This window comes from Streptomyces hokutonensis (assembly GCF_000376565.1).
GTDB lineage: Bacteria > Actinomycetota > Actinomycetes > Streptomycetales > Streptomycetaceae > Streptomyces > Streptomyces hokutonensis.
The window spans coordinates 1-25,192 of the sequence record NZ_BARG01000119.1; the positions used below are offsets into that span (position 1 = coordinate 1).

Annotated in this window: 14 protein-coding genes and 1 tRNA gene; 11 read left to right on the forward strand and 4 right to left on the reverse strand. The window is 70.2% G+C overall.

The genetic code is table 11. The annotated features are described in order from the left end of the window. Nucleotides 1-113 precede the first annotated feature (113 nt). Entirely contained in the window at nucleotides 114-776 is a 663-nt protein-coding gene (locus SSP08S_RS51985) for a DegT/DnrJ/EryC1/StrS family aminotransferase (RefSeq protein WP_019075574.1), read from the forward strand. 95 nt (nucleotides 777-871) lie between these two features. Continuing rightward, nucleotides 872-944, forward strand: a tRNA-Thr gene (locus SSP08S_RS51990). A 54-nt stretch (nucleotides 945-998) separates the two neighbouring features. Here the strand turns inward: SSP08S_RS51990 and SSP08S_RS51995 are convergent. Continuing rightward, nucleotides 999-3,749, reverse strand: coding sequence for a SpoIIE family protein phosphatase (locus tag SSP08S_RS51995; RefSeq protein ID WP_026179565.1), 2,751 nt, complete (start codon nucleotides 3,747-3,749; stop codon nucleotides 999-1,001). Between the two features lie 382 nt (nucleotides 3,750-4,131). Here SSP08S_RS51995 and SSP08S_RS52000 point away from each other — a divergent pair, with 382 nt between their 5' ends. The 9 genes from SSP08S_RS52000 (at nucleotide 4,132) to SSP08S_RS64055 (ending at nucleotide 18,501) form a co-directional block, all read left to right on the forward strand. After that, nucleotides 4,132-9,603 carry a HAMP domain-containing hybrid sensor histidine kinase/response regulator gene (locus SSP08S_RS52000; RefSeq protein WP_086022083.1) on the forward strand — a complete coding sequence of 1,824 codons (5,472 nt, stop codon included), beginning with the start codon at nucleotides 4,132-4,134 and terminating at the stop codon, nucleotides 9,601-9,603. A 286-nt stretch (nucleotides 9,604-9,889) separates the two neighbouring features. Next, nucleotides 9,890-10,573, forward strand: coding sequence for a response regulator (locus tag SSP08S_RS52005; protein ID WP_019075577.1), 684 nt, complete (start codon nucleotides 9,890-9,892; stop codon nucleotides 10,571-10,573). A 123-nt stretch (nucleotides 10,574-10,696) separates the two neighbouring features. After that, a complete protein-coding gene (locus tag SSP08S_RS52010) occupies nucleotides 10,697-13,402 on the forward strand; it encodes a DNA translocase FtsK (RefSeq protein WP_019075578.1) in 2,706 nt (901 codons plus the stop codon). A 266-nt stretch (nucleotides 13,403-13,668) separates the two neighbouring features. Continuing rightward, the gene (locus SSP08S_RS52015) at nucleotides 13,669-14,529 is read left to right on the forward strand and encodes a helix-turn-helix domain-containing protein (RefSeq protein ID WP_019075579.1); all 861 of its coding nucleotides are present in this window, start codon (nucleotides 13,669-13,671) and stop codon (nucleotides 14,527-14,529) included. 92 nt (nucleotides 14,530-14,621) lie between these two features. Beyond that, nucleotides 14,622-16,094 carry a 30S ribosomal protein S12 methylthiotransferase RimO gene (gene rimO, locus SSP08S_RS52020; protein WP_026179567.1) on the forward strand — a complete coding sequence of 491 codons (1,473 nt, stop codon included), beginning with the start codon at nucleotides 14,622-14,624 and terminating at the stop codon, nucleotides 16,092-16,094. After that, on the forward strand, nucleotides 16,091-16,918 hold the full coding sequence (pgsA, locus tag SSP08S_RS52025; protein ID WP_019075581.1) for a CDP-diacylglycerol--glycerol-3-phosphate 3-phosphatidyltransferase: 828 nt from the start codon (nucleotides 16,091-16,093) through the stop codon (nucleotides 16,916-16,918). Before rimO ends, pgsA begins: the two co-directional genes overlap by 4 nt. Beyond that, on the forward strand, nucleotides 16,915-17,460 hold the full coding sequence (locus SSP08S_RS52030; RefSeq protein WP_019075582.1) for a CinA family protein: 546 nt from the start codon (nucleotides 16,915-16,917) through the stop codon (nucleotides 17,458-17,460). Before pgsA ends, SSP08S_RS52030 begins: the two co-directional genes overlap by 4 nt. Nucleotides 17,461-17,569: 109 nt before the next feature. After that, the gene (locus tag SSP08S_RS52035; RefSeq protein ID WP_019075583.1) at nucleotides 17,570-17,944 is read left to right on the forward strand and encodes a helix-turn-helix domain-containing protein; all 375 of its coding nucleotides are present in this window, start codon (nucleotides 17,570-17,572) and stop codon (nucleotides 17,942-17,944) included. Between the two features lie 278 nt (nucleotides 17,945-18,222). Next, nucleotides 18,223-18,501: a hypothetical protein gene (locus SSP08S_RS64055; protein ID WP_078532885.1), complete on the forward strand. Its 279-nt coding sequence runs from the start codon at nucleotides 18,223-18,225 to the stop codon at nucleotides 18,499-18,501. On the opposite strand, the gene SSP08S_RS52040 is transcribed toward SSP08S_RS64055, so the two are convergent. The 3 genes from SSP08S_RS52040 to SSP08S_RS52050 are packed head-to-tail and all read right to left on the reverse strand — an operon-like array spanning nucleotide 18,449 to nucleotide 25,179. Next, nucleotides 18,449-19,213 carry an SDR family NAD(P)-dependent oxidoreductase gene (locus tag SSP08S_RS52040; RefSeq protein WP_019075584.1) on the reverse strand — a complete coding sequence of 255 codons (765 nt, stop codon included), beginning with the start codon at nucleotides 19,211-19,213 and terminating at the stop codon, nucleotides 18,449-18,451. The genes SSP08S_RS64055 and SSP08S_RS52040 overlap by 53 nt on opposite strands. A gap of 32 nt (nucleotides 19,214-19,245) precedes the next feature. Continuing rightward, nucleotides 19,246-20,124: an Fpg/Nei family DNA glycosylase gene (locus SSP08S_RS52045; RefSeq protein WP_019075585.1), complete on the reverse strand. Its 879-nt coding sequence runs from the start codon at nucleotides 20,122-20,124 to the stop codon at nucleotides 19,246-19,248. 48 nt (nucleotides 20,125-20,172) lie between these two features. Continuing rightward, the gene (locus SSP08S_RS52050) at nucleotides 20,173-25,179 is read right to left on the reverse strand and encodes an ATP-dependent helicase (RefSeq protein WP_019075586.1); all 5,007 of its coding nucleotides are present in this window, start codon (nucleotides 25,177-25,179) and stop codon (nucleotides 20,173-20,175) included. Nucleotides 25,180-25,192 lie beyond the last annotated feature (13 nt).

Consider the following 25,192-nt stretch of genomic DNA (forward strand, 5'->3'; position numbering starts at 1 on the left):
AAATATTGAAAGGGTTGGATCCTGAACTTCGGTTCGGGGTCCAACCCTTTTTTGTTGGGCGTCACTTGAAGTTCACATTGCGCAATCACCATCCGAGCATGGGTACTGCTGCAATGCTCAGGGCCGCAGGCGTCGGACTCGGTGACGAGGTCGTCGTGCCGGCGTTCGGGAACGTGGAAGTCGCCGAGGCCGTCACTCTCGCGGGTGGGCTGCCGGTGTTCGCCGACATAGATCCGGTGACCTACTGCCTCGACGCGTCCGCTGTCGAAGCGGCCATAACTCCGCGTACGGCGGCGATAGTTGTCGTACATCGATTCGGTCGGTCGGCTGATATGGCGCGGTTGCTCGGAGTCGGGCAGCGGCACGGACTGCTGGTGTTGCAGCAGGGGGAGTCCGAGGCGCCGTACGACGAGGTGGCTCAGCGGCGGGAGCGGGCCTCCTATCTGGATGCGAAGTTGCGTGGGGTGCGGACGCCCGATGGTGGGGACGGGCACACCTACCAGCAGTACATCGTGCGGGTGCCGGGGAACGGGCGGCCGGATCGCGATGCCTTCGCTCGGGCCGTGCGGGGCAGGGGAGTTGAGTGCCGGGTGCCGGTGAAGACGCCTGTGCACCGGCTGCCGGAGTTCCGGCGGTGTGTGGCGCTGCCGGAGACCGAGCGGGCCGCGGACGAGACGCTCGCGCTGCCGGTCGACGCGTCGTTGACGAAGCGGGAGATGCAGCGGATCGTTTCTGCGTGCAACGCGCTCGGGGGACTGCTGCAGCCCGCTTTCTGATCGAGTCGGGGTCGGGTGGCGGTGGTTGGGCGCACGGGCCTGTTCGGGGTATGATTCTTTTCGTCGCCGCGAGGGAAACCTCGGGAAAGCGACAGGCCCTCTTAGCTCAGTCGGTAGAGCGTCTCCATGGTAAGGAGAAGGTCAACGGTTCGATTCCGTTAGAGGGCTCCGCTAACTGAAAGGCCCCGCCCAATTGGGCGGGGCCTTTTGCGTGTTCGGGTGTCAGTCCTTCTGGAGGCCCGGGACGCGCATGGCGAGGATGGCCATGTCGTCGGAGGGGGCGTCCGACGCGAAGCGTTCGACCGCGCGCATGATGCGGGCCGCGACCGCGCCGGCCGTGAGGCCCGTACAGGTCGTCAGGACGTCCGTGAGGCCATCGTCGCCCAGCATGCGGGTGCCCTCGCGGCGCTCCGTGACGCCGTCCGTGACGCACAGGAGGACGTCGCCCGGGTCGAGGGTGACCGTCTGCTCGTAGAGCTCCAGGTCGTCCATGACGCCGAGGAGGGGCTGGGGTTCGGCGGCCGGTTCGACCGTGCCGTCCTGACGTAGGCGGAGCGGCAGGGGGTGGCCGGCGCAGACCACCTTCAGCTTGGCGCTGCCGTCCTCCTGGGGCCACAACTCGCCGTAGAGGAGCGTCAGGAAGCGGCTGCGGGCTCCCTCGTCGAGGATCGCGGAGTTGAGGCGCTCCAGGACCGCGGGGCCGCCGAAGCCCTCTCTGGCGAGCAGGCGGAGGGCGTGGCGGGCCAGGCCGGTGACCGCGGCTGCCTCGGGTCCTGTGCCGCAGACGTCGCCGATGGCGAAGCCGTAGACGCCGTCGCGGATGGGGAACAAGTCGTAGAAGTCGCCGCCCACTTCGTTGCCCTCGCCGGCCGCGCGGTAGATGACCTCGACCTCGACGCCCTCGATGTGCGGGAGGTCGGGGGGCAGGAGGCTGCGCTGGAGGGACTGGCTGATGGCCGTGCGTTCCGAGTACAGGCGGGCGTTGTCGAGGGCGAGGGCGGCTCGGCGGCTCAAGTCCTCGGCCAGTTCCAGGATTTCCTGACGGAAGTGTTCGTCGGTGGGCTTGCCGAGGGTCAGCATGCCGATGACGCGGTTGCGGGCGACCAGGGGGAGGACCACCGTCTCGCCGCCGACTGCCGAGGCAGTGGCGAGAGTCGGGCCGATGCCCGAGCTGACGCGGCGGGTCGGTTCGCCGAGGCCGAGGTTGCGCATGGAGGTGCGCAGGGCCGCCTGGTGGGCGGCTTCGGCGGGGGCGGCCCAGACGCGGGCGCCGGGGGTGGGTACCGGGTCCGGAGGGGCGATCTTCGAGAGCAACGACTTGATGCCGTCGATGAGTTCCTCGTCCTCGTGCAGGACGTACGAGAGGTACGGGTCGGAGGCCTGGTCGGCGATCGTGTAGACCGCGCACCAGGTGGCGAGGGTCGGGACCGTCATCTGGGCCATGAGGGCCAGGGTTTGATCGCGGTCCAGGGTGCCGGCGAGGAGGTCGGAGGCCTCGACCAGGAAGCTGAGGGAGCCGCGGCGCAGGCGTTCCAGTTCGCCCAGGCGGGCCGACTCGACGGCCAACGCGATGCGGTCGGCGGCGAATTGGAGGCGGAGGGCTTCTTCGTTGGAGTACTTGTTGGGGCCTTCGGCGGCGACTCCGAGGGAGCCGGTGAGGCGGCCCTCCACCTTGAGGGGGACGGTGACGACCGAGCGCATTCCGGTGCCGCTGAGGAGCGGTACGGCGCCCGGGACGGCCTGGAGGTCCTCGTGGACGGCCGGCATGCGGGCGGAGCCGTAGCGGCCGGGGCCCGCTTCGACGGGCACGCGCGCGAAGCGCTGGCGGGCGGAGGGCAGACCGGTGGAGGCGCGGACCTCCAACTCCGTTTCGTCGTCCGTCGCGAGGAGGAGGAAGGCAGAGTCTCCGTCGAGCATGTCGCGGGCGCGTTCTACCGTGCGCTGGAGGAGGCCGTCGAGGTCGTCCGGCGCGGGGGAGCCGATGAACACCTCGAAGGGGTCGGTGTTCTGGCCGTCCGGGGTGGATGCCGCGTCGGGGGCGGGGCCGCGCAACGGGGTCTGCAGAACCGCGCGTTCGTGGTCCCTTACCAGGAGGCACACGGTTGACGGCTCGCCGCCGGTGTCGCGGACGCGGAGGTGGGAGGCGTACACCGGGATGACGCGGCCGTCGGCGCCGCGGATGCCGTAACTGCCCTCCCAGCGGGAGAGGCGGAGGGCCTCGGCGATGCCGGTGCTGGTCCCCGGGGTGTGCGGCCAGGCCGCGAGGTCGGTCAGGGGCTTGCCGGTGACCTGCTCGGCGGCGTAGCCGAAGAGTTCCTCGGCGTCCTCGTTCCAGGACGCGATGGAGCCCGTACGGTCGATCTGGACGACCGCGACGCGGACCCTGCCGTCGGCGAGCGGGAGCAGGGCGGCCGGGAGGGACGGGCCGGCCGCGCGGGTGCCCACCGGGCGGGCGGGGAGGTCGAGTTGGAACCAGACCAGCTTCTGTGTGGGCGTGTAGTCGACGCCCCAGCGGCTGGCGAGGGCCGCGCACAGCTGGAGGCCGCGTCCGCCCTCGCGGTCGGGGCTGCTCATGGTGATCGCGGCCCCCTGGAGGGGGATTTCGCGTTCCGGATAGTGGTCGGCGACCTCGATCCGCACACCGTCGTCACTCCGTAGACACAGAACATCCGCGGCCGTGCCCGCGTGGACCACGGCGTTGGTCACCAGCTCGCTGGTGAGGACCACGGCGTCGTCGACGATGTCGGCGAAGCCCCAGCCCTGCAGGGTGTCGCGGACGAAGGACCGCGCGGTGGCGACCGATCGTCCGACGGGCTCGAAGCTGGCTGCCGCGCGCGCGGTGATCACAGAACTCCTCGGCCTGTTGTCGGCGGGCAGGGGCCCATGGCCGATCGGCGCCTGCCGGGGCAACGGCTGGTTCCCGGTCGGCGGGGGATCCTGGGGCGTTCCTCCAGGATGCAGTCCGGTGGTCATGGTGCGGTGCCCCTCCGATGCCTGCCCGCTCGTGCTCGTGCCACCGCCCAGGCCGGACGGAACCGGCGAGGCTGGACAGCCGCATGCAAGGTTACTTACCTTCACCGTCCACGCGGATGCCGGTCGCGGTGTTTCCGTCCGGAGGGTGTGCGGACGATGTGCGAAGCTGCCGAACTGTTATGGCCTGGTTCAGGCAGGGTGAAACACTGGGCAGGATTCTGGTGAAGGTCCGGGCAGACCGGGTGTCTTCTGTGTACTGCGGGCAGCGGGCCTTGTTGAAGGCCGGTAAACCGGGCAGGGATACGCGGCAGTGACCGAACGCCGAGCAGCAGCACCCAGCACAGCAGTAGCAGCAATGGTCGACCCCTGCGGGAGGGACACAGTGGAGTCTGGCGCAGCGACGCGGGCCACCAAGACGCGCGCGAAAGGCGGACAGTCCCTGAAGAACCAGCGCAAACCGCGCAATGGGACCACGGAAGTGGACGCGGCCTCCTTGGACCGGCTGCTGACGGCTCTCGTCTCCATGAGGGACGGGAACTTCCGCAAGCGGCTCACGGTGTCCGGCGACGGCGTGATGTCGGAGATCGCCGCCGTGTTCAACGAGGTGGCCGACCGCAATCTCCACCTCACGGGTGAGCTGTCGCGGGTACGGCGCGTGGTGGGCCGTGAGGGAAAGCTCACGGAGCGGCTGGAGACGGCCGCCTGTGAGGGTTCCTGGGCCTCGGCCATCGACGCCTCCAACGCCCTCGTGGACGACCTCGTACGGCCCGTCTCAGAGGTCGGACGGGTGCTCTCCGCGGTGGCGGAGGGTGATCTGTCGCCGCGCATGGAGCTGCGGACGCAGGCGCAGGACGACGGGAACGGGCATCCGCTGCGCGGGGAGTTCCTGAAGGTCGGGCGGACCGTCAACAACCTGGTCGACCAGCTGTCGACGTTCACCGACGAGGTCACACGCGTGGCCAGCGAGGTGGGCACCGAGGGCAAGCTCGGCGGGCAGGCACGCGTGCGTGGCATGTCCGGCTCCTGGAAGGACCTCACGGAGTCCGTCAACACGATGGCGTACCGGCTGACGGCCCAGGTGCGGGACATCGCGCTGGTGACCACGGCGGTGGCCAAGGGCGACCTGTCACGCAAGGTCACCGTTCATGTCGCCGGCGAGATGCTGGAGCTGAAGAACACCGTCAACACGATGGTGGACCAGCTGTCGTCGTTCTCCTCCGAGGTGACGCGAGTCGCGCGGGAGGTGGGCACCGAGGGCGAGCTGGGCGGCCAGGCGCAGGTGCCGGGTGTGGCCGGGGTGTGGAAGGACCTCACCGACTCGGTGAACATCATGGCCGGCAACCTGACGGCCCAGGTGCGCGGGATCGCCCAGGTGACGACGGCCGTCGCCAACGGTGACCTGTCGCAGAAGGTGACCGTGTCGGCGCGGGGCGAGGTTGCCCAGCTCGCCGAGACGATCAACCAGATGACCGAGACGCTGCGCACCTTCGCCGACGAGGTCACGCGCGTGGCCAACGAGGTAGGCGCCGAGGGGCAGCTCGGCGGGCAGGCGAACGTGCCGGGTGCGGCGGGGACGTGGAAGGACCTCACCGACTCGGTGAACACGGTCTTCCGGAACCTGACGATCCAGGTGCGGGACATCGCCGCCGTGACGACCGCCGTGGCCAGCGGTGACCTGTCCCAGAAGGTCACGGTGAACGTGGCCGGCGAGATGCTGGAGCTGAAGAACACCGTCAACGGGATGGTCGATCAACTGTCCTCGTTCGGTGCCGAGGTCACGCGCGTGGCGCGCGAGATCGGTGTCGAGGGTGAACTGGGCGGCCAGGCGCAGGTGCCGGGCGCGGCCGGTACCTGGAAGGACTTGACCGACTCGGTCAACACCGCATTCCGCAACCTCACCGGCCAGGTGCGCAACATCGCGCAGGTGACGACGGCGGTGGCCAACGGTGACCTGTCCCAGAAGGTCACGGTCGATGTGTCCGGCGAGATGCTTCAGTTGAAGAACACCGTCAACACGATGGTCGACCAACTGTCGTCGTTCGCCGACCAGGTGACCCGCATGGCCCGTGACGTGGGCACGGAGGGCCGGCTCGGCGGCCAGGCGCGCGTGGACGGCGTCTCGGGCACCTGGAAGGAACTCACCGACTCCGTCAACTCGATGGCCGGGAACCTGACCTCCCAGGTGCGCAACATCGCCCAGGTGACGACGGCGGTGGCCCAGGGCGACCTGTCCCAGAAGATCGACGTGGACGCGCGCGGCGAGATCCTGGAGCTGAAGAACACCATCAACACGATGGTCGATCAACTCTCCGCGTTCGCCGACCAGGTGACCCGGGTGGCCCGCGAGGTGGGCACGGAGGGCCGGCTCGGCGGGCAGGCGCAGGTGCCCGGTGTCGCCGGAGTGTGGCGCGACCTGACCGACTCGGTGAACGGCATGGCCGGCAACCTCACCGCCCAGGTGCGCAACATCGCGCAGGTCGCGACGGCGGTGGCCCGGGGTGACCTGTCCCAGAAGATCACCGTGGACGCACGCGGGGAGATCCTGGAGCTGAAGAACACCCTGAACACGATGGTCGACCAGCTGTCCTCGTTCGCCGAGGAGGTCACGCGCGTGGCCCGCGAGGTGGGCACCGAGGGGCAGTTGGGCGGGCAGGCCGAGGTGCAGGGTGTCTCCGGCACCTGGAAGGACCTCACGCAGTCGGTGAACTTCATGGCGAACAACCTGACCATCCAGGTGCGCCAGATCGCCGAGGTCACGACCGCCGTCGCCAAGGGCGACCTGTCCAAGAAGATCACTGTTGACGCGAAGGGCGAGATCCTTGAGCTCGTCACGACGGTCAACACCATGGTTGATCAACTCTCGTCGTTCGCCGAGCAGGTGACCCGGGTGGCCCGCGAGGTGGGCACCGAGGGCATCCTCGGCGGCCAGGCGCACGTGCCGGGCATCACGGGCATCTGGAAGGACCTCAGCGGCAACGTCAACCTGATGGCCAACAACCTGACCATGCAGGTGCGGAACATCTCTCAGGTCGCGGCTGCCGTCGCCAACGGTGACCTGACCCGGACGGTGACGATCGAGGCGCGCGGCGAGGTCCAGCAGCTCGCCGACACCTTCAACACCATGGTGAAGACGCTGAGTTCGTTCGCCGACCAGGTCACCAAGGTGGCCCGTGAGGTGGGCACGGACGGCATCCTGGGCGGCCAGGCGCACGTCCCGGGTGTGGCGGGCACCTGGAAGGACCTCACCGACTCGGTGAACGGCATGGCGTCCAACCTGACCGGCCAGGTGCGCAACATCGCGATGGTCACCACGGCCATCGCGAAGGGCGACTTGACCAAGAAGATCGACATTGACGCCCGCGGCGAGATCCTGGAACTCAAGACGACGATCAACACCATGGTTGATCAGCTGTCCAGTTTCGCCGAGGAGGTCACCCGGGTGGCCCGCGAGGTGGGCACGGAAGGCCAGTTGGGCGGTCAGGCACGCGTGCGTGACGTCGACGGCACCTGGCGCGACCTCACCGAGTCCGTGAACGAGATGGCCGGGAACCTGACCCGCCAGGTGCGTGCCATCGCGCGCGTGGCGACCGCGGTGACCCGGGGCGACCTGAACCTGAAGATCGACGTGGACGCGTCCGGGGAGATCCAGGAACTCCAGGACTACATCAACAAGATGATCGCCAACCTGCGCGACACCACGATCGCCAACAAGGAGCAGGACTGGCTCAAGGGCAACCTCGCCCGCATCTCCGCGCTGATGCAGGGCCGCCGCGACCTGGACGACGTCGCCTCGCTGATCATGAGCGAGCTGACACCGGTGGTCTCCGCGCAGCACGGCGCCTTCTTCCTCGCGCTGCCCCTGGCGGACGCCGAGGGCGAGGAGGCGTACGAGCTGCGCATGCTCGGGTCCTACGGCTACTCGATGGGCTCCATGCCGACGTCGTTCAGGCCCGGTGAGGCGCTCATCGGGACGGCCGCCCAGGAGCGGCGCACGATCCTCGTGGAGAACGCGCCCAGCGGCTATCTGAAGATCTCCTCGGGGCTCGGGGAGGCACCGCCCGCGCAGGTGATCGTGTTGCCGGTGCTGTTCGAGGGGAAGGTGCTCGGCGTCATCGAGCTCGCCTCCTTCACGCCCTTCACGCACATCCAGAAGGACTTCCTCAACCAGATCGCCGAGATGATCGCGACCAGCGTCAACACCATCTCCGTCAACACCAAGACGGAGCTGCTGCTGAAGCAGTCCCAGGAGCTGACCGAGCAACTCCAGGAGCGGTCGGCCGAGTTGGAGAACCGGCAGAAGGCACTCCAGTCGTCCAACGCCGAACTGGAGGAGAAGGCCGAGCTGCTGGCCCAGCAGAACCGGGACATCGAGGTGAAGAACACCGAGATCGAGGAGGCCCGGCAGGTCCTGGAGGAGCGCGCCGAGCAGCTCGCCGTGTCGATGCGGTACAAGAGCGAGTTCCTCGCCAACATGTCGCACGAGCTGCGCACACCGCTCAACTCGCTGCTGATCCTGGCCAAGTTGCTCGCCGACAACGCGGAGGGGAACCTCTCCCCGAAGCAGGTCGAGTTCGCCGAGACGATCCACGGCGCGGGGTCCGACCTGCTCCAGCTGATCAACGACATCCTGGACCTGTCGAAGGTCGAGGCGGGCAAGATGGACGTCTCCCCGACCCGCATCGCGCTCGTCCAACTCGTCGACTACGTAGAGGCCACTTTCCGTCCGCTGACCGCGGAGAAGGGCCTCGACCTGTCCGTCCGGGTGTCGCCGGAACTGCCCGCCACGCTCCACACCGACGAGCAGCGGCTGCTCCAGGTGCTGCGCAACCTGCTGTCCAACGCGGTGAAGTTCACCGACTCCGGGGCGGTCGAACTCGTCATCAGGCCGGCCGGCGCGGATGTGCCGGTGGCCATCAGGGAGCAGCTCCTGGAGGCCGGTTCGCTGCGGGACGCGGACGCCGACCTGATCGCGTTCTCGGTCACCGACACCGGGATCGGGATCGCGGGCAGCAAGATGCGGGTCATCTTCGAGGCGTTCAAGCAGGCGGACGGTACGACCAGCCGCAAGTACGGCGGTACGGGCCTCGGGCTGTCGATCTCCCGGGAGATCGCGCAGCTGCTCGGCGGTGAGATCTTCGCGCAGAGCGAGCCGGGACGCGGTTCGACGTTCACGCTGTATTTGCCGCTGCACCCGAGCGAACTGCCCCCGCAGGGCTACCAGCAGCTGCCCGCGCTGGAGGCGGGCGACCTCGTGGCCTCCTCCGCCGCGGAGCTCGCGGAACTGTCCGAGGTGGACATCGAGACGCCGGCCGAGGTGAAGTCGTACCACGAGACGCAGAACGGTGCCGCCGCGCTCTTCAGGAGGCGCCGTAGGGCCGTGTCCGCGATCGAGCGGTCCGCGCCGCAGCTGGGGCAGACGGTGCGGGACCAGTGGGCCGCCGAGGAGACGGCGCCGGCGTCACGCCGGGGCATCCGGTTCAACGGGGAGAAGGTGCTGATCGTCGACGACGACATCCGCAACGTCTTCGCGCTGACGAGCGTCCTGGAGCAGCACGGGCTGTCCGTGCTGTACGCGGAGAACGGCCGCGAGGGCATCGAAGTCCTGGAGCAGCACGACGATGTGACGGTCGTTCTGATGGACATCATGATGCCCGAGATGGACGGATACGCGACGACGACGGCGATCCGCAGGATGCCGCAGTTCGCCGGGCTGCCGATCATCGCGCTGACCGCGAAGGCGATGAAGGGCGACCGGGAGAAGGCGATCGAGTCCGGCGCCTCGGACTACGTCACCAAGCCGGTCGATCCCGATCATCTGCTGTCGGTGATGGAGCAGTGGATGCGTCCGGAGTGAGGGAAACGACCGGGCCTGACGGGAAAGGGGTGGGAACGGTGCGGGGAACGTCCGGTGTGCACACGGAGTTGCTGACTCAGTGTGTCCGAAGCCGTGTAGAAGTACGGGATTCGGGGAACCTTCTGGTCTCCCGCTACGTTTCTGCTTCGTGCACAGTGACATCGCGGTGACAGGGTGTGGCGACAGGCAGGGTGCGGCTACCATGACCGGCACAAGGACGGGCGGCGCAAGAGAGTCGTCCTCTGGGGCGGCGCCCGGTGCACATCCGGGGCGAGGAGGGCGGGCCATGGTGCAGAAGGCCAAGATCCTTCTGGTCGATGACCGGCCGGAGAATCTGCTTGCGCTGGAGGCCATCCTCTCTGCGCTCGATCAGACACTGGTTCGGGCATCGTCCGGTGAGGAAGCGCTCAAAGCACTGCTCACGGACGACTTCGCGGTCATTCTGCTGGACGTCCAGATGCCGGGCATGGACGGTTTCGAAACCGCCGCGCACATCAAGCGACGGGAGCGGACCCGGGACATCCCGATCATCTTCCTCACCGCGATCAACCACGGCCCGCACCACACCTTCCGGGGGTACGCGGCGGGCGCGGTCGACTACATCTCCAAGCCGTTCGACCCATGGGTGCTGCGCGCGAAGGTCTCGGTCTTCGTCGAGCTGTACATGAAGAACTGCCAACTGCGGGAGCAGGCGGCGCTGTTGCGGCTCCAGCTGGAGGGCGGCGGCAAGCCCGCGGTCGGCGCGGCCAAGGAACCGGCGGGACTGCTCGCCGAGCTGTCCGCGCGGCTCGCGGCCGTCGAGGAGCAGGCCGAGGCGCTGTCCAAGCAGCTCGACGACGAGTCGGCGGACGCGGCGGCCGTGGCCACCGCGGCCCATCTCGAACGCAAACTCACCGGACTGCGCAGGGCACTCGACGCCCTGGAGCCGGGCACCGGCACCGGAGCAACCTCGCTCCCGTCCCAGAACTGACGTCCGCCGCGGGCGCAGTTGTGCGTGAGCGCGCGTCAGTTCCCCGTCCCGTACGGGCGACACGAACGGGTGAAGCACTGGGCACACGTGTCCCCTGCGCTCTCCACAGGTAACCTCACACCTATGGCCTCACGTCCCTCCGCAGCCAAGAAGCAGCCCGCCAAGAGGGCTGCTCCGGCGAAGGCTCCGGCGAAGAAGGCCGCCGCGAAAAGGGCTCCGGCGAAGAAGGCGGTCGCCAAGAAGACCGCCCGCCCGGCGCCCAAGCCCGCGCCCAGCCCCACCGGTGGCATCGTCAAACTCGTGCGCGCCATCTGGCTCGGCACCGCGCACGCCGTCGGCGCCGTGTTCCGCGGCATAGGGCAGGGCGCGAAGAACCTCGACCCCGCCCACCGCAAGGACGGCGTCGCGCTGCTCCTCTTCGGCCTCGCCCTGATCGTCGCCGCCGGCACCTGGGCCGATCTGCGCGGCCCGGTCGGCGACCTCGTCGAGATCCTGGTGACGGGCGCCTTCGGCCGCCTCGACCTGCTCGTGCCGATACTGCTCGCGGTGATCGCCGTGCGCTTCATCCGCCACCCGGAGAAGCCCGAGGCCAACGGCCGCATCGTGATCGGCCTGTCCGCGCTCGTCATCGGCGTCCTCGGCCAGGTCCACCTCGCCTGCGGCGCGCCCGCCCGCAGCGACGGCATGCAGGCGATAAGGGACGCCGGCGGCCTCATCGGCTGGGGTGTGGCGACCCCGCTGACGTACACGATGGGCGAGGTGCTCGCCGTACCGCTGCTCGTGCTGCTCACGATCTTCGGGCTGCTGGTCGTCACGGCCACGCCCGTCAACGCCATCCCGCAGCGCCTGCGGCTGCTCGGGGTGAGGCTGGGCATCGTCCACGACCCGGAGGACGAGGACGAGTTCGGCGAGGACGACGAGCGCTACGACGAGCAGTGGCGCGAGGCGCTGCCCGCACGCCCCCGCAAGCGCGGGAGCGACCCCGAGGTGTACGACCCCGACAGCGCGGAGCAGGAGGCCCTCACCAGGCGCCGTAGCCGCCCCAGGCGCTCCGCGGTGCCCCAGCCCGAGATGCACCGCCCCATGGACGCCGTAGACGTCGCAGCGGCCGCCGCAGCGGCGCTCGACGGGGCCGTCCTGCACGGCATGCCGCCCTCGCCGATCGTCGCCGACCTCACCCAGGGCGTACGGGTGGGAGGCGACCGCGAGGACACCACCCCGACGCCCGTCCCGGCCCCCGCCGCGCGCCCCAAGCAGGAGAAGCTCAAGGCCGAGGTCATGGACCTCACGAAGGCGCCCCCGGAGGAGGTCCGCGACCTCCCGCCGCGCGCCGAGCAGCTCCAGCTCTCCGGCGACATCACGTACTCGCTGCCCTCGCTCGACCTCCTCACGCGCGGGGGCCCCGGCAAGGCGCGCAGCGCCGCGAACGACGCCGTGGTCGCCTCCCTGACGAACGTCTTCTCCGAGTTCAAGGTCGACGCCGCCGTCACCGGCTTCACGCGCGGGCCCACGGTCACGCGCTACGAGGTGGAGCTCGGCCCGGCCGTCAAGGTGGAGCGGATCACCGCTCTCACCAAGAACATCGCCTACGCCGTCGCCAGCCCCGATGTGCGGATCATCAGCCCGATCCCCGGCAAGTCCGCGGTCGGCATCGAGATCCCGAACACGGACCGGGAGATGGTCAACGTAGGAGACGTCCTGCGGCTCGCGGACGCGGCCGAGGACGACCACCCGATGCTCGTGGCGCTCGGCAAGGACGTCGAGGGCGGCTACGTCATGGCCAACATGGCGAAGATGCCGCACATCCTGGTGGCCGGTGCCACCGGCTCCGGCAAGTCGTCCTGCATCAACTGCCTGATCACGTCGATCATGTGCCGCGCGACCCCCGAGGACGTCCGCATGGTCCTCGTCGACCCCAAGCGCGTCGAACTGACCGCCTACGAAGGCATCCCGCACCTGATCACGCCGATCATCACCAACCCGAAGCGGGCCGCCGAGGCGCTCCAGTGGGTCGTGCGCGAGATGGACCTCAGGTATGACGACCTCGCTGCCTTCGGGTACCGGCACATCGACGACTTCAACCAGGCGATCCGCGACGGCAAGCTGAAGACTCCGGAGGGCAGCGAGCGGGAGCTCAAGACCTATCCGTACCTCCTGGTGATCGTCGACGAGCTGGCCGACCTGATGATGGTCGCCCCGAGGGACGTCGAGGACTCGATCGTGCGCATCACGCAGCTCGCGCGCGCGGCCGGCATCCACCTGGTGCTCGCGACCCAGCGCCCCTCCGTGGACGTCGTCACCGGTCTGATCAAGGCGAACGTGCCCTCCAGGCTCGCGTTCGCCACCTCCTCGCTCGCCGACTCCCGGGTCATCCTCGACCAGCCCGGCGCCGAGAAGCTGATCGGCAAGGGCGACGGGCTGTACCTGCCGATGGGTCAGAACAAGCCCACCCGTATGCAGGGCGCCTTCGTCACCGAGGACGAGATCCACGCCGTCGTCCAGCACTGCAAGGACCAGATGACCCCGGTCTTCCGGGAGGACGTCACCGTCGGCACCAAGCAGAAGAAGGAGATCGACGAGGACATCGGCGACGACCTCGATCTGCTGTGCCAGGCGGCCGAGCTGGTCGTGTCCACGCAGTTCGGGTCCACCTCGATGCTCCAGCGCAAGCTGCGCGTCGGCTTCGCCAAGGCCGGGCGCCTCATGGACCTCATGGAGTCCCGGGGCATCGTCGGGCCCAGCGAGGGGTCCAAGGCGCGTGACGTTCTGCTGAAGGGCGACGAGCTGGACGGCGTGCTCGCGGTGATCCGCGGGGAGTCCGAGGGCTAGGAGTGGGTAGGCGGTTCCCGAAGGGTGGCGACCGGCCGTGACTCACCCGTTAGAGATCGTCGGGCAACCGTTTCCCTTTGCCGTACGTCAAGTTGAGCGAGAGGACAGATGGGGCTCCCACCACGGGGTCCGTGTCTGGCCCGCCATCGGCCTGTCCGGCCATACCGATGGCGTACAAAGTCCCACCGCCCGGTTGCCCCACCCTTTCATACCCCCCCTAGACTGAACCTCCAGCACAGGCGGCTACACGCTCGAAAGGCGCCCCCGTGTCCATCGGCAACTCCCCTCAAGACGAGCCTCCGTTCGAAGACGGTCGCTCCGAAGACGGTCATGAGGAAGCAGCCCGCCCTTCCGTCGGCCGAGCCCTGCAGCAGGCACGTATCGCCGCCGGGCTGACCGTCGACGACGTCAGCAGCGTCACCCGGGTCCGCATCGCCATCGTGCACGCCATCGAAGCCGACGACTTCACGCCCTGCGGCGGTGACGTCTACGCGCGCGGGCACATCAGGACCCTCGCCAAGGCCGTCCACATCGATCCCGCCCCGCTCCTCGCCCGCTACGACGACGACCACGGCGGACGCCCGGCCCCGACGCCGGCCGCACCTCTCTTCGAGGCGGAACGCATCCGTCCGGAGCGGCGCGGGCCCAACTGGACCGCCGCCATGGTCGCCGCGATCGTCGCGGTGGTCGGCTTCGTCGGATTCACCGCCTTCAAGGGCGGCGACAGCGACAGCGACGCCAAGTCGCAGGTCGCCCAGGGAGCCTCGCCCAGCGCCAGCAAACCCGCCAAGCCGACACCCTCGAACACCGACTCCGCCACCCCCAAGTCCGACCCCTCCGACAGCGCCATCGCCGCGGCGCCGCAGGACAAGGTGACGGTCCAGGTGACCGCGGTCGACGGCCGCAGCTGGATCTCCGCCAAGGACCACAACGGCCGGATGCTCTTCGACGGACTCCTCAAGAAGGGCGAGTCCAAGACCTTCCAGGACAGCTCGAAGATCAACCTGATCCTCGGCGACGCTGGCGCGATCCAGCTCTACGTCAACGGCAAGAAGATCGAGGACGACTTCCAGCCCGGAGCGGTTGAGCGCCTCACGTACACGAAGGGCGACCCCGAGGTCGGATAAGCGGTCCGACGGAGTGGTTGCTCAAGGGGTTGGCCAAGATCGGCCAACCCCTTCGACGTGGGGTGTCAGTGGGACGAAGTAGTCTTGAGCCCATGCCTGAACGCCGTACCGTCGCACTCGTCACTCTTGGCTGCGCCCGTAACGAGGTGGACTCGGAGGAGCTCGCAGGCCGCTTGGAGGCGGACGGCTGGCAACTCGTGGAGGACGCCGAGGACGCGGACGTCGCCGTCGTCAACACCTGTGGCTTCGTCGAGGCCGCCAAGAAGGACTCCGTAGACGCCCTCCTGGAAGCCAACGACCTCAAGGGTCACGGCAGAACGCAGGCCGTCGTGGCGGTGGGCTGCATGGCCGAGCGGTACGGCAAGGAGCTCGCCGAGGCGCTCCCCGAGGCCGACGGAGTGCTCGGCTTCGACGACTACGCCGACATCTCCGACCGCCTGCAGACCATCCTGAACGGCGGCATCCACGCCTCGCACACCCCGCGCGACCGCCGCAAGCTGCTGCCGATCAGCCCCGCCGAGCGGCAGGAGTCCGCCGCCGACGTCGCGCTGCCCGGCCACGGCCCGGCCGACCTCCCGGACGGCCTCGCGCCCGCCTCGGGCCCCCGCGCGCCCCTGCGCCGCCGCCTGGACGGCTCCCCGGTCGCCTCGGTGAAGCTCGCCTCCGGCTGCGACCGGCGCTGCTCCTTCTGCGCCATCCCGTCCTTCCGCGGCTCCTTCATCTCGCGTCGTCCCAGCGACGTACTCAACGAGACGCGCTGGCTGGCCGAGCAGGGCGTCAAGGAGATCATGCTGGTCTCCGAGAACAACACGTCCTACGGCAAGGACCTGGGCGACATCCGCCTTCTGGAGTCGCTGCTGCCCGAACTGGCGGACATCGACGGCCTGGAGCGCGTGCGCGTCAGCTACCTCCAGCCGGCCGAGATGCGCCCCGGGCTCATCGACGTGCTGACCTCGACACCGAAGATCGCGCCCTACTTCGACCTGTCCTTCCAGCACTCCGCGCCCGACGTGCTGCGCTCCATGCGCCGCTTCGGCGACACCGACCGCTTCCTCGAACTGCTCGACACCATCCGCTCCAAGGCCCCCCAGGCCGGCGTGCGCTCGAACTTCATCGTCGGCTTCCCCGGCGAGACCGAGGCCGACCTCGCCGAACTGGAGCGCTTCCTGAACGGCGCCCGCCTGGACGCCATCGGTGTCTTCGGCTACTCCGACGAGGAGGGCACGGAGGCGGCGACGTACGACAAGAAGCTCGACCAGGACGTCGTGGACGCGCGGCTCGCGCACATCTCGCGGCTGGCCGAGGAACTCGTCTCGCAGCGCGCCGAGGAGCGCGTCGGCGAGACCGTGCACGTGCTGGTGGAGTCGGTGGACTCCGAGGACGGCGCCTACGGCCGTGGCGAGCACCAGGCGCCGGAGACGGACGGCCAGGTGCTCCTCACGAGCGGCGAAGGCCTGAGCGTCGGCCGTATGGTCGAGGCGAAGGTGGTCGGTACGGAAGGTGTCGACCTGGTGGCCGAGCCGCTCCTGGGCTCGCTCGCGTGTAGTGAGGAGGCGGGCAGATGACCGGAGTCCCGGCATCGGCGGCGGGCGGCACCTCCAGCGCGAACGGCGCGCCCGCGAGCGCGGGTTCCGGTGCGGCCTCCGGTGGCGCCCCTTCCGGCGCGATGTCGGGCAGTGCCTCCGGCGGTGTCCCCTCCGGGGGAGTCTCGGCCGCTGGTGCCTCCGGTGAAGTCGAGTCGGGCGTGCCCGGTGGCCCGAAGCCGGCGCGCGGTGCGAAGGTCGTCGCCGCCGCCGTCAACCAGGCGAGCGTCTGGAACATCGCCAACTTCCTGACCATGCTCCGGCTGCTGCTCGTCCCCGGCTTCGTCGCCCTGATGCTGGCCGACGGCGGGTACGACCCGGCGATGCGGTCGTTCGCCTGGGCGGCGTTCGCCATCGCCATGATCACCGACCTGTTCGACGGCCATCTGGCGCGCACCTACGACCTCGTCACCGACTTCGGGAAGATCGCCGACCCCATCGCCGACAAGGCGATCATGGGCGCCGCGCTGATCTGTCTGTCCTCGCTCGGCGATCTTCCGTGGTGGGTCACCGTCGTCATCCTCGGCCGGGAACTCGGGATCACGCTGCTGCGTTTTCTCGTCATCCGGTACGGCGTCATTCCCGCGTCGCGCGGCGGCAAGCTGAAGACGCTCACGCAGGGCGTGGCCGTAGGAATGTATGTGCTGGCGCTCACGGGGTGGCTGGCCACTCTGAGGTTCTGGGTGATGGCCGCGGCGGTCATTCTGACCGTGCTGACCGGGCTCGACTATGTGAGACAGGCCATTGTGCTGCGCAGGCAGGGAATCGCCGAGCGCATGGCGGCGTCGGAGGAGACGGAAGCGTGAGTTCCACGGCCACTGAAGTGGTGCGACTACTGACCGTGAGCGGTGCGACGCTCGCTGTCGCGGAGTCGCTCACCGGTGGTCTGGTTGCGGCGGAGATCACATCGGTGCCCGGAGCCTCCAAGGCCTTCCGCGGTTCGGTCACCGCCTACGCCACCGAGCTGAAGCACCAACTGCTCGGTGTCGACGCCGCCCTGCTGGCCGAGCGCGGGGCCGTAGACGCGCAGGTCGCGGTGCAGATGGCGGCCGGTGTGCGGAAGGCGCTCGGCGCCGACTGGGGCATCGCGACCACCGGAGTAGCGGGCCCGGAGCCCCAGGACGGGCAGCCCGTGGGCACCGTTTTCGTGGCCGTGGACGGGCCCTTTGGTCCGGATTCCGATGGAGCCGGTGGCGGGAAAGTGGCCGCGCTGCGGTTGAACGGCGGCCGGGCGGAAATTCGTAGAGAGAGTGTACGGAGCGTACTCGCGCTGCTTCTGGAGCGGCTCGTGAGCGAACAGACCGGGAATGAGCGGGCACAGGATACGGAACAGAACGGGGGGTTTTGATGTTTGCAGCCCTGAGTGAACACGACATCGCTCCCCGCACGGCCGCGGCGCAAGGCGGTACGGTGGGGCGAGAAGGATGCGGCTACGCGGTCCGAGGAGGGAGCCACCGATGATTCTGCTCCGTCGCCTGCTTGGTGACGTGCTGCGTCGGCAGCGCCAGCGCCAGGGCCGTACTCTGCGCGAAGTCTCCTCGTCCGCCCGAGTCTCACTCGGCTATCTCTCCGAGGTGGAGCGGGGGCAGAAGGAGGCTTCCTCTGAACTGCTCTCCGCCATCTGCGACGCGTTGGACGTACGGATGTCCGAGCTCATGCGGGAAGTGAGCGACGAGCTCGCTCTCGCCGAGCTGGCCCAGTCTGCTGCGGCCACCGATTCCGTGCCCACGTCGGTACGTCCGATGCTGGGTTCCGTGTCGGTGACCGGTGTGCCACCGGAACGGGTGACCATCAAGGCCCCCGCCGAGGCGGTGGACGTGGTCGCCGCGTGACGCTGACGCCGGTCTAGCCGATGCGGCGCCGACCGGCATTGAAGATGTGCTGAGGGCCCCGGCCGGGGCTTCTCCGGTGAGAGCTGGAGAGGTGCGGTCGGGGTCTTTCGCGTTCCGGGCGCCTTGTACGGCCGGGCGCCTTGCGGGTCCGTAGCGGTCCGTTTGCCGGTGTGGCCCAGTGCGGTCATGGTTGAGGCGGGTGGTGCGTCCGTGTGCCGTCGATGCGCCCTCCTCGCGGATGACCGCGGCGGTCTAGCGTCCGGCTGGAGGTGGTGGCCATGGCGGGGCGGATAGCGCGCTGGGGGGCTGCCCTGGGACTCGGGGCGCTGTGGTGGTGGGCCGTACTGCGGCTCGCCCTGACACCGCACGCGGGCGCGCTGGAGGGGGCGGTCGCGGCCGGGGGGTGGGGGCTGAGTCTGCTTCCGGTGCACTGCATGCCCAAGGCGCGGGCGGCGGGAGCCGTGGGTCAGGGACGCTGGAGGGACGCTTGGCGGGTGTCCCTCGCTACCACGGCATCGCCACACCCCCGTTCGGACGGAGGATCTGACCCGTCGTGAACGACGACGCGTCGGACGCCAGATACAGCACGGCCTGGGCGATGTCCTCCGGCTCACCTACCCGGCCCAGCGGCGACAGCCGGGCCATCAGCGCCTCGGTACGGGCCTGCTCCTCGCCCTCGTGGTGATCGGTCATGGGCGTGCGGATCCAGCCCGGTGCGACGGCGTTGACGCGGATGCCGTGCCGGCCGACCTCCGTCGCCAGCGTCTTCGTGAGCTGGACGACGGCCGCCTTCGCGGCGCTGTAGCAGAGCAGCCCGGACCCTCCGGTGTCGATCGCGCCCGACGCCATCGTGACGATGCTGCCCCTGGTGTCGCGGTCGAGCATCAGCCGGGCCGCCTCCTGGCAGGCGTACAGGACACCCTTGAAGTTGACGTTCAGCACCCGGTCGAGATCCTCGTCCCGGGTCTCCAGCACCGTGCTGCTGTGCATGATCCCGGCGACCGCGGCCATCACATGCAGTTCCTCGCAGGATTCCACGGCCTGCCGTACCTGCGCGCGATCGGTGACGTCGAGGTGGTGGGTGCGGGCGGTGCCGCCCTTGTCCTTGATCAGGGTCGCCGTTTCGTGCAGACCCTGCTGGTCACGGTCGGCGCAGTGCACGGTGGCACCCGCCTCGGCGAGCAGTACGGCCGACGCGCGGCCGATACCGCTGGCGGCGCCGGTGACGAAAGCGGTGCGTCCGGTGAGGTCGTACGCCTTGACGGGCATGCAGCGACGGTACGAGGGTTTATGACGGGTCGTCAATTAGTCGTACGGTGCTGAGTTCCGCGAGGTGAGGAGGTGCCCGGCGCCGGTCCCACCTGGCAGGTCGGGCACCAGTAGGTGGGGCGCTCGCGCGAGCCGTCGCCCTGGTCGGCGGTGCGAATCGGGGTGCCGCAGCGCAGACAGGGGCGGGGTGCGCGGCCGTAGACGAACAGGTCGGGGCTGTGGGGGCCGCCCGTGGTGCGGTGCGCGGAACCGTTCGTGATGTTGCTCGTGGTGTTGCGGACCGGGCGGTCGCGGTTGGCTTCCAGGAGGCGCTTGGCGATGGCGGGGAGCTTCGCGGCGCGGTCGGCGGGGAGGGCGCCGATGGGGAGCCAGGGGGTGGCGCCGAGGAGGAAGCAGAGTTCGCTCTTGTAGATGTTGCCGATACCGGCCAGGTTCCGCTGGTCGAGCAGGGCCTCGCCGAGGGGGCGGGTGGGGTCGGCGAGGAGGTTGGCCAACGCCTGCTCGGGGTTCCAGTCGGGGCCCAGGAGGTCGGGGCCGAGGTGGCCGACGGCGCGGTGTTCGTCGGTGGTGCGGAGGAGTTCCAGGACGGGGAGGCGGTAGCCGACGGCCGTGCGGTCGGCGGTGCCGAGGATTACGCGGATCTGGTGGGCCGGGCCGCCACCGCTCCAGCGCCGGCCGTTGGCGTACACCCGCCAGGTGCCGTCCATGCGCAGGTGCGAGTGGAGGGTGAGGCCGCCCTCGATGCGGGTCAGCAGGTGCTTGCCCCGGGGTGTGACGTCCAGGACGGTGCGGCCGGTGAGGTCCGCCGTGGCGTACTGGGGCACCCTGAGGTCGCTACGGGTCAGCGCCTTGCCCGCGAGGGCCGTGTGGAGGCGCTTCGCGGTCTGCCAGACGGTGTCGCCTTCAGGCATGGGTCAAGGGTGGCATGCGGCGGTGAGGGTCGGTTCGGTTCATTCGGTTCATGCGCGCAGGCGCAGGCCGCGCGGTGTCGCGATGAAGCCCGCTCCTTCCAGAAGGGTGCCGATGGGGGAGGTCAGGGCCGAGGCGCCGTTGACGCGCTCCACCGTGACCGTGCCGAGCGAACCAGCCCGGGCCGCTGCCGCGAGCGCTTCGGCGGCCCCTTGGAGGCGCGGGTCTTCGGTGGCCGCGGTGTCCGGCGCGGAGGGCCAGGCGAGCAGGGTCTTGCCACCGCGCTCCATGTACAGCGTCAGCTCACCGTCGACGAGTACGACGAGCGAGCCGGCCTTCCGCCCCGGCTTGTGCCCAGCATTGGTCGGCGGCTCGGGCCAGGGGAGGGCGGCGCCGTACGCGTTCGCCGGGTCGGCGGCGGCCAGGACCACGGCCCGGGTGGCGAGGGAGGGACGGCGGTAGGAGGACGTGCTGTTGGTCCGGGGTGCCGGGGCGGGGAAGTCGCGGGGCGAGATGTAGTCGCCCGGGGACGGGGGGTGGGAGGCGGGGGAGCCTTGGTGTCGTGACGTGGGTCCGGCCGGCGTGCCCGTGTCGTCGAGGTCGTCGAAGTCGGTGAACGGGCCGAAGGCGTCGGCGAAGTCGTGGACTCCGGGGGAGTCAGTTGTGTTGTGTCGGCCGTGCGGGGCGGGGGAGTCGTAGGCGGTCGGGGTGGCGAAGCGGTCGACGGAACCGGAGGGCGGTGCGCTGGAGCCACCGAGGGCCCCGAAGCCGTAGGGGTCGTTGTCCGTCGCGTCCGGTGTGGGCAGATCGTCGCCCCGGTCGCGGGCGTTGGCGACCGCGCGGAGGCGGTCCACCGCGCCGTCCATCGCGAACTGGGCGGCGCCGAGCCCCTCCACGACATAGCCGCGCCGCGCCTGACCGCTCTCCTCGAAGACGGACAGGATGCGGTACGTCGCCGAGAACCCGCCCTCCACGCCCTCTGCGGCGACCGCGCCCCGGGTCACCACTCCGTGCCGGTCGAGCAGGGTGCGGGCCAGGGCGTGGGCGCGCACGGTGGGGTCCGGTTCATGGGCGGGGAGCAGGGACCAGCGGCCGGCGACGGTCGGCGGACCGGTGCGGGAGGCGGGGCGGGCGGCGGCGGTGAGGGAGCCGTAGCGCCCGCGCGGGACCGTGCGTTTCGCGCGGTGGGCCGTGGAACCCGCCGTACGGCCGGAGCCGAGCAGGGAGCGCATGGGGGTGAGCGTGTCGTTCGTGAGCCGTCCGGACCAGGCCAGGTCCCAGACGGCGTCGGCCAGTTGGGGATCGGTGGCGTCGGGGTGGGTGGTCGCGCGGACCTGGTCGGCGATCTGGCGGAAGAAGAGGCCGTAGCCGCCGGAGAGGGTGTCCAGGACGGACTGGTGCAGTGCTGTCAGTTCGAGCGGGTGCGGTGGCGGGAGGAGCAGGGGCGCCGCGTCCGCCAGGTACAGGGAGATCCAGCCGTCCTTGCCGGGGAGGGAGCCCGCGCCGGCCCACACCAGCTCGCCGGCTGCGGTGAGTTCGTCGAGCATGGCGGGCGCGTAGTTCGCCACGCGGGACGGCAGGACGAGCTTCTCCAGGGCGGACGCGGGCACGGAGGCGCCCTGCAACTGCTCGACGGCGCGCACCAGTCCGTCGACGCCGCGCAGGCCGTGGCCCTTGCCGATGTGCTGCCACTGGGGGAGGAACTGCGCGAGCGCGGCCGGCGGCACCGGCTCCAACTCGTGCCGCAGCGCGGCCAGGGAGCGGCGGCGGAGGCGACGCAGCACCGTCGCGTCGCACCACTCCTGACCGATGCCGGCCGGGTGGAACTCCCCTTGTACGACACGGCCGTTCGCTGCGAGCCGCTGCAACGCGCCCTCGGTGACGGCCACGCCGAGCCCGAAGCGGGCGGCCGCCGTGGCAGACGTGAACGGGCCGTGGGTGCGGGCATGGCGTGCGAGGAGGTCGCCGAGCGGGTCCTTGACCGGTTCGGTGAACGCCTCCGGGACACCGACGGGCAGCGCCGTGCCGAGTGCGTCGCGCAGTCGGCCGGCGTCCTCGATCGCCGCCCAGTGGTCGGTGCCGCCGATACGGACCCGGATCGCGCGCCGCGCGGAAGCGAGGTCGTGGGCCCACTGCGGTGCTGCGCCCCGCTCTGCCAACTCGGCGTCGGTGAGCGGGCCGAGCATCCGCAGCAGGTCGGCGACGCCCTCGGCGTCCTTGATGCGGCGGTCCTCGGTGAGCCACTGGAGCTCGCGCTCCAGCTCGGTGAGCACTTCGGCGTCGAGGAGTTCACGCAGCTCCGCCTGGCCGAGCAGCTCGGCCAGCAGCCGGGAGTCGAGGGACAGGGCGGCGGCGCGGCGTTCGGCGAGCGGGGAGTCTCCCTCGTACAGGAACTGGGCGACGTACCCGAAGAGGAGGGAGCGGGCGAAGGGGGACGGCTCGGGGGTGGTGACCTCGACGAGGCGCACCTTGCGGGACTCCAGGTCGCCCATCAGCTCGGTGAGGCCCGGGACGTCGAAGACGTCCTGGAGGCATTCGCGGACCGCCTCCAGGACGATCGGGAACGAGCCGAACTCGCTTGCCACCTGGAGCAGTTGGGCCGCCCGCTGGCGCTGCTGCCACAGCGGGGTGCGCTTGCCGGGGTTGCGGCGCGGCAGCAGCAGCGCGCGGGCGGCGCACTCGCGGAAGCGGGCCGCGAACAGGGCCGAGCCGCCGACCTGGTCGGTGACGATCTGATCGACCTCGCCCTTGTCGAAGGCGACGTCCGCCGCGCCCACGGGGGCCTGGTCGGCGTCGTACTCCGTGCCGGCTTTCATGGGTTCCCGGTCGAGCAGGTCCAGGCCCATCAGGTCGGCGTCGGGCAACCTCAGGACGATGCCGTCGTCTGCGTGCATCACCTGGGCGTCCATGCCGTAGCGCTCGGAGAGACGGGCGCCGAGGGCGAGTGCCCAGGGGGCGTGGACCTGGGCGCCGAAGGGGGAGTGGATGACCACACGCCAGTCGCCGAGCTCGTCGCGGAAGCGCTCCACGACGATCGTGCGGTCGTCCGGGATGTGGCCGCAGGCCTCTCGCTGTTCGGCCAGGTACGACAGCACGTTCTCCGCGGCCCAGGCGTCGAGGCCCGCGGCGAGAAGGCGCAGTCGGGCGTCCTCCTTGGGCTGGGAGCCGACCTCGCGGAGGAACGCGCCCACCGCGCGGCCCAGTTCGAGCGGGCGTCCCAGCTGGTCGCCCTTCCAGAAGGGGAGCCGGCCCGGGACGCCCGGCGCGGGGGAGACCAGGACGCGGTCGCGGGTGATGTCCTCGATCCGCCAGGAGCTGGTGCCGAGGGTGAAGACATCGCCCACCCGCGACTCGTAGACCATCTCCTCGTCCAGCTCGCCGACCCGGCCGCCCCCCTTCTTGGGATCGGCACCCGCGAGGAAGACCCCGAAGAGACCGCGGTCGGGGATCGTGCCCCCGGAGGTGACGGCGAGACGCTGCGCGCCGGGGCGGCCGGTGATCGTGCCGGCGATGCGGTCCCACACCACGCGCGGGCGCAACTCCGCGAAGGCGTCGGACGGATAGCGGCCCGCGAGCATGTCCAGCACGGCCGTGAACGCCGACTCCGGGAGGGAGGCGAAGGGCGCGGCGCGGCGGACCGTGGCGAGCAGGTCGTCGACCTGCCAGGTGTCCAGTGCCGTCATCGCCACGAGCTGCTGGGCGAGGACGTCCAGGGGGTTGGCGGGGACCTTCAGGGACTCGATGGAGCCGCTGCGCATCCGCTCGGTGACCACGGCGGCCTGGACGAGGTCACCCCGGTACTTCGGGAAGACCACGCCCGTGGAGACCGCGCCGACCTGGTGTCCCGCGCGGCCGACACGTTGGAGGCCGGAGGCCACGGACGGTGGGGACTCCACCTGGATGACCAGATCGACGGCGCCCATGTCGATGCCCAGCTCCAGGCTGGACGTGGCGACCACGGCGGGCAGTCGGCCCGCCTTGAGGTCCTCCTCGACCTGGGCGCGCTGCTCCTTGGAGACCGAGCCGTGGTGGGCGCGCGCGATGACCGGGGGCGCACCCTGCGCCGCGCCGGAGCCGCCCATCAGCTCGGCCGGTGCGTGATGCTCGTCCAGGGGCTCTCCGGTCGCCCGCTCGTAGGCGATCTCGTTGAGCCGGTTGCACAGACGCTCCGCGAGGCGGCGGGAGTTGGCGAACACGATCGTTGAACGATGGGCCTGGACGAGGTCGGTGATGCGCTCCTCGACATGCGGCCAGATCGAGGGCTTCTCCGCGCCCTCGCTGCCGTCGGCCACCGGGGAGCCGCCCAACTCGCCCAGATCCTCGACCGGGACGACCACGGAGAGGTCGAACTCCTTGCCCGACTTCGGCTGGACGATCTCCACCTTGCCGCGAGGGGAGAGATAGCGGGCGACCTCGTCGACCGGGCGCACGGTCGCCGACAGGCCGATACGGCGGGCCGGCCTCGGCAGCAGCTCGTCCAGCCGCTCCAGGGACAGCGCGAGATGCGCGCCCCGCTTGGTGCCCGCGACCGCGTGCACCTCGTCCAGGATCACCGTCTCGATGCCGGTCAGCGCGTCACGCGTGGCCGACGTCAGCATCAGGAACAGGGACTCCGGGGTGGTGATCAGGATGTCCGGCGGGCGCGTGGACAGGGCACGGCGCTCGGCGGGCGGGGTGTCGCCGGAGCGGATGCCGACCTTGACCTCGGGCTCCGGAAGACCCAGGCGCACGGATTCCTGGCGGATGCCGGTAAGCGGGCTGCGGAGGTTGCGCTCCACGTCGACCGCGAGGGCCTTCAGCGGGGACACGTACAGGACGCGGCAGCGCTTCTTCGGGTCGGCGGGCGGGGGTGTCGCGGCGAGCTGGTCCAGCGCGGCGAGGAAGGCGGCCAGGGTCTTGCCGGAACCGGTCGGGGCGACCACCAGCACGTCCGAGCCCTCGCCGATGGCCCGCCACGCGCCCGCCTGGGCCGCGGTGGGCGCGGAGAACGCCCCCGTGAACCAGCCGCGGGTCGCGGGGGAGAAGCCGTCGAGGGCTCGGTGTGCGGAGCTGACCATGCGTCCATCCTGC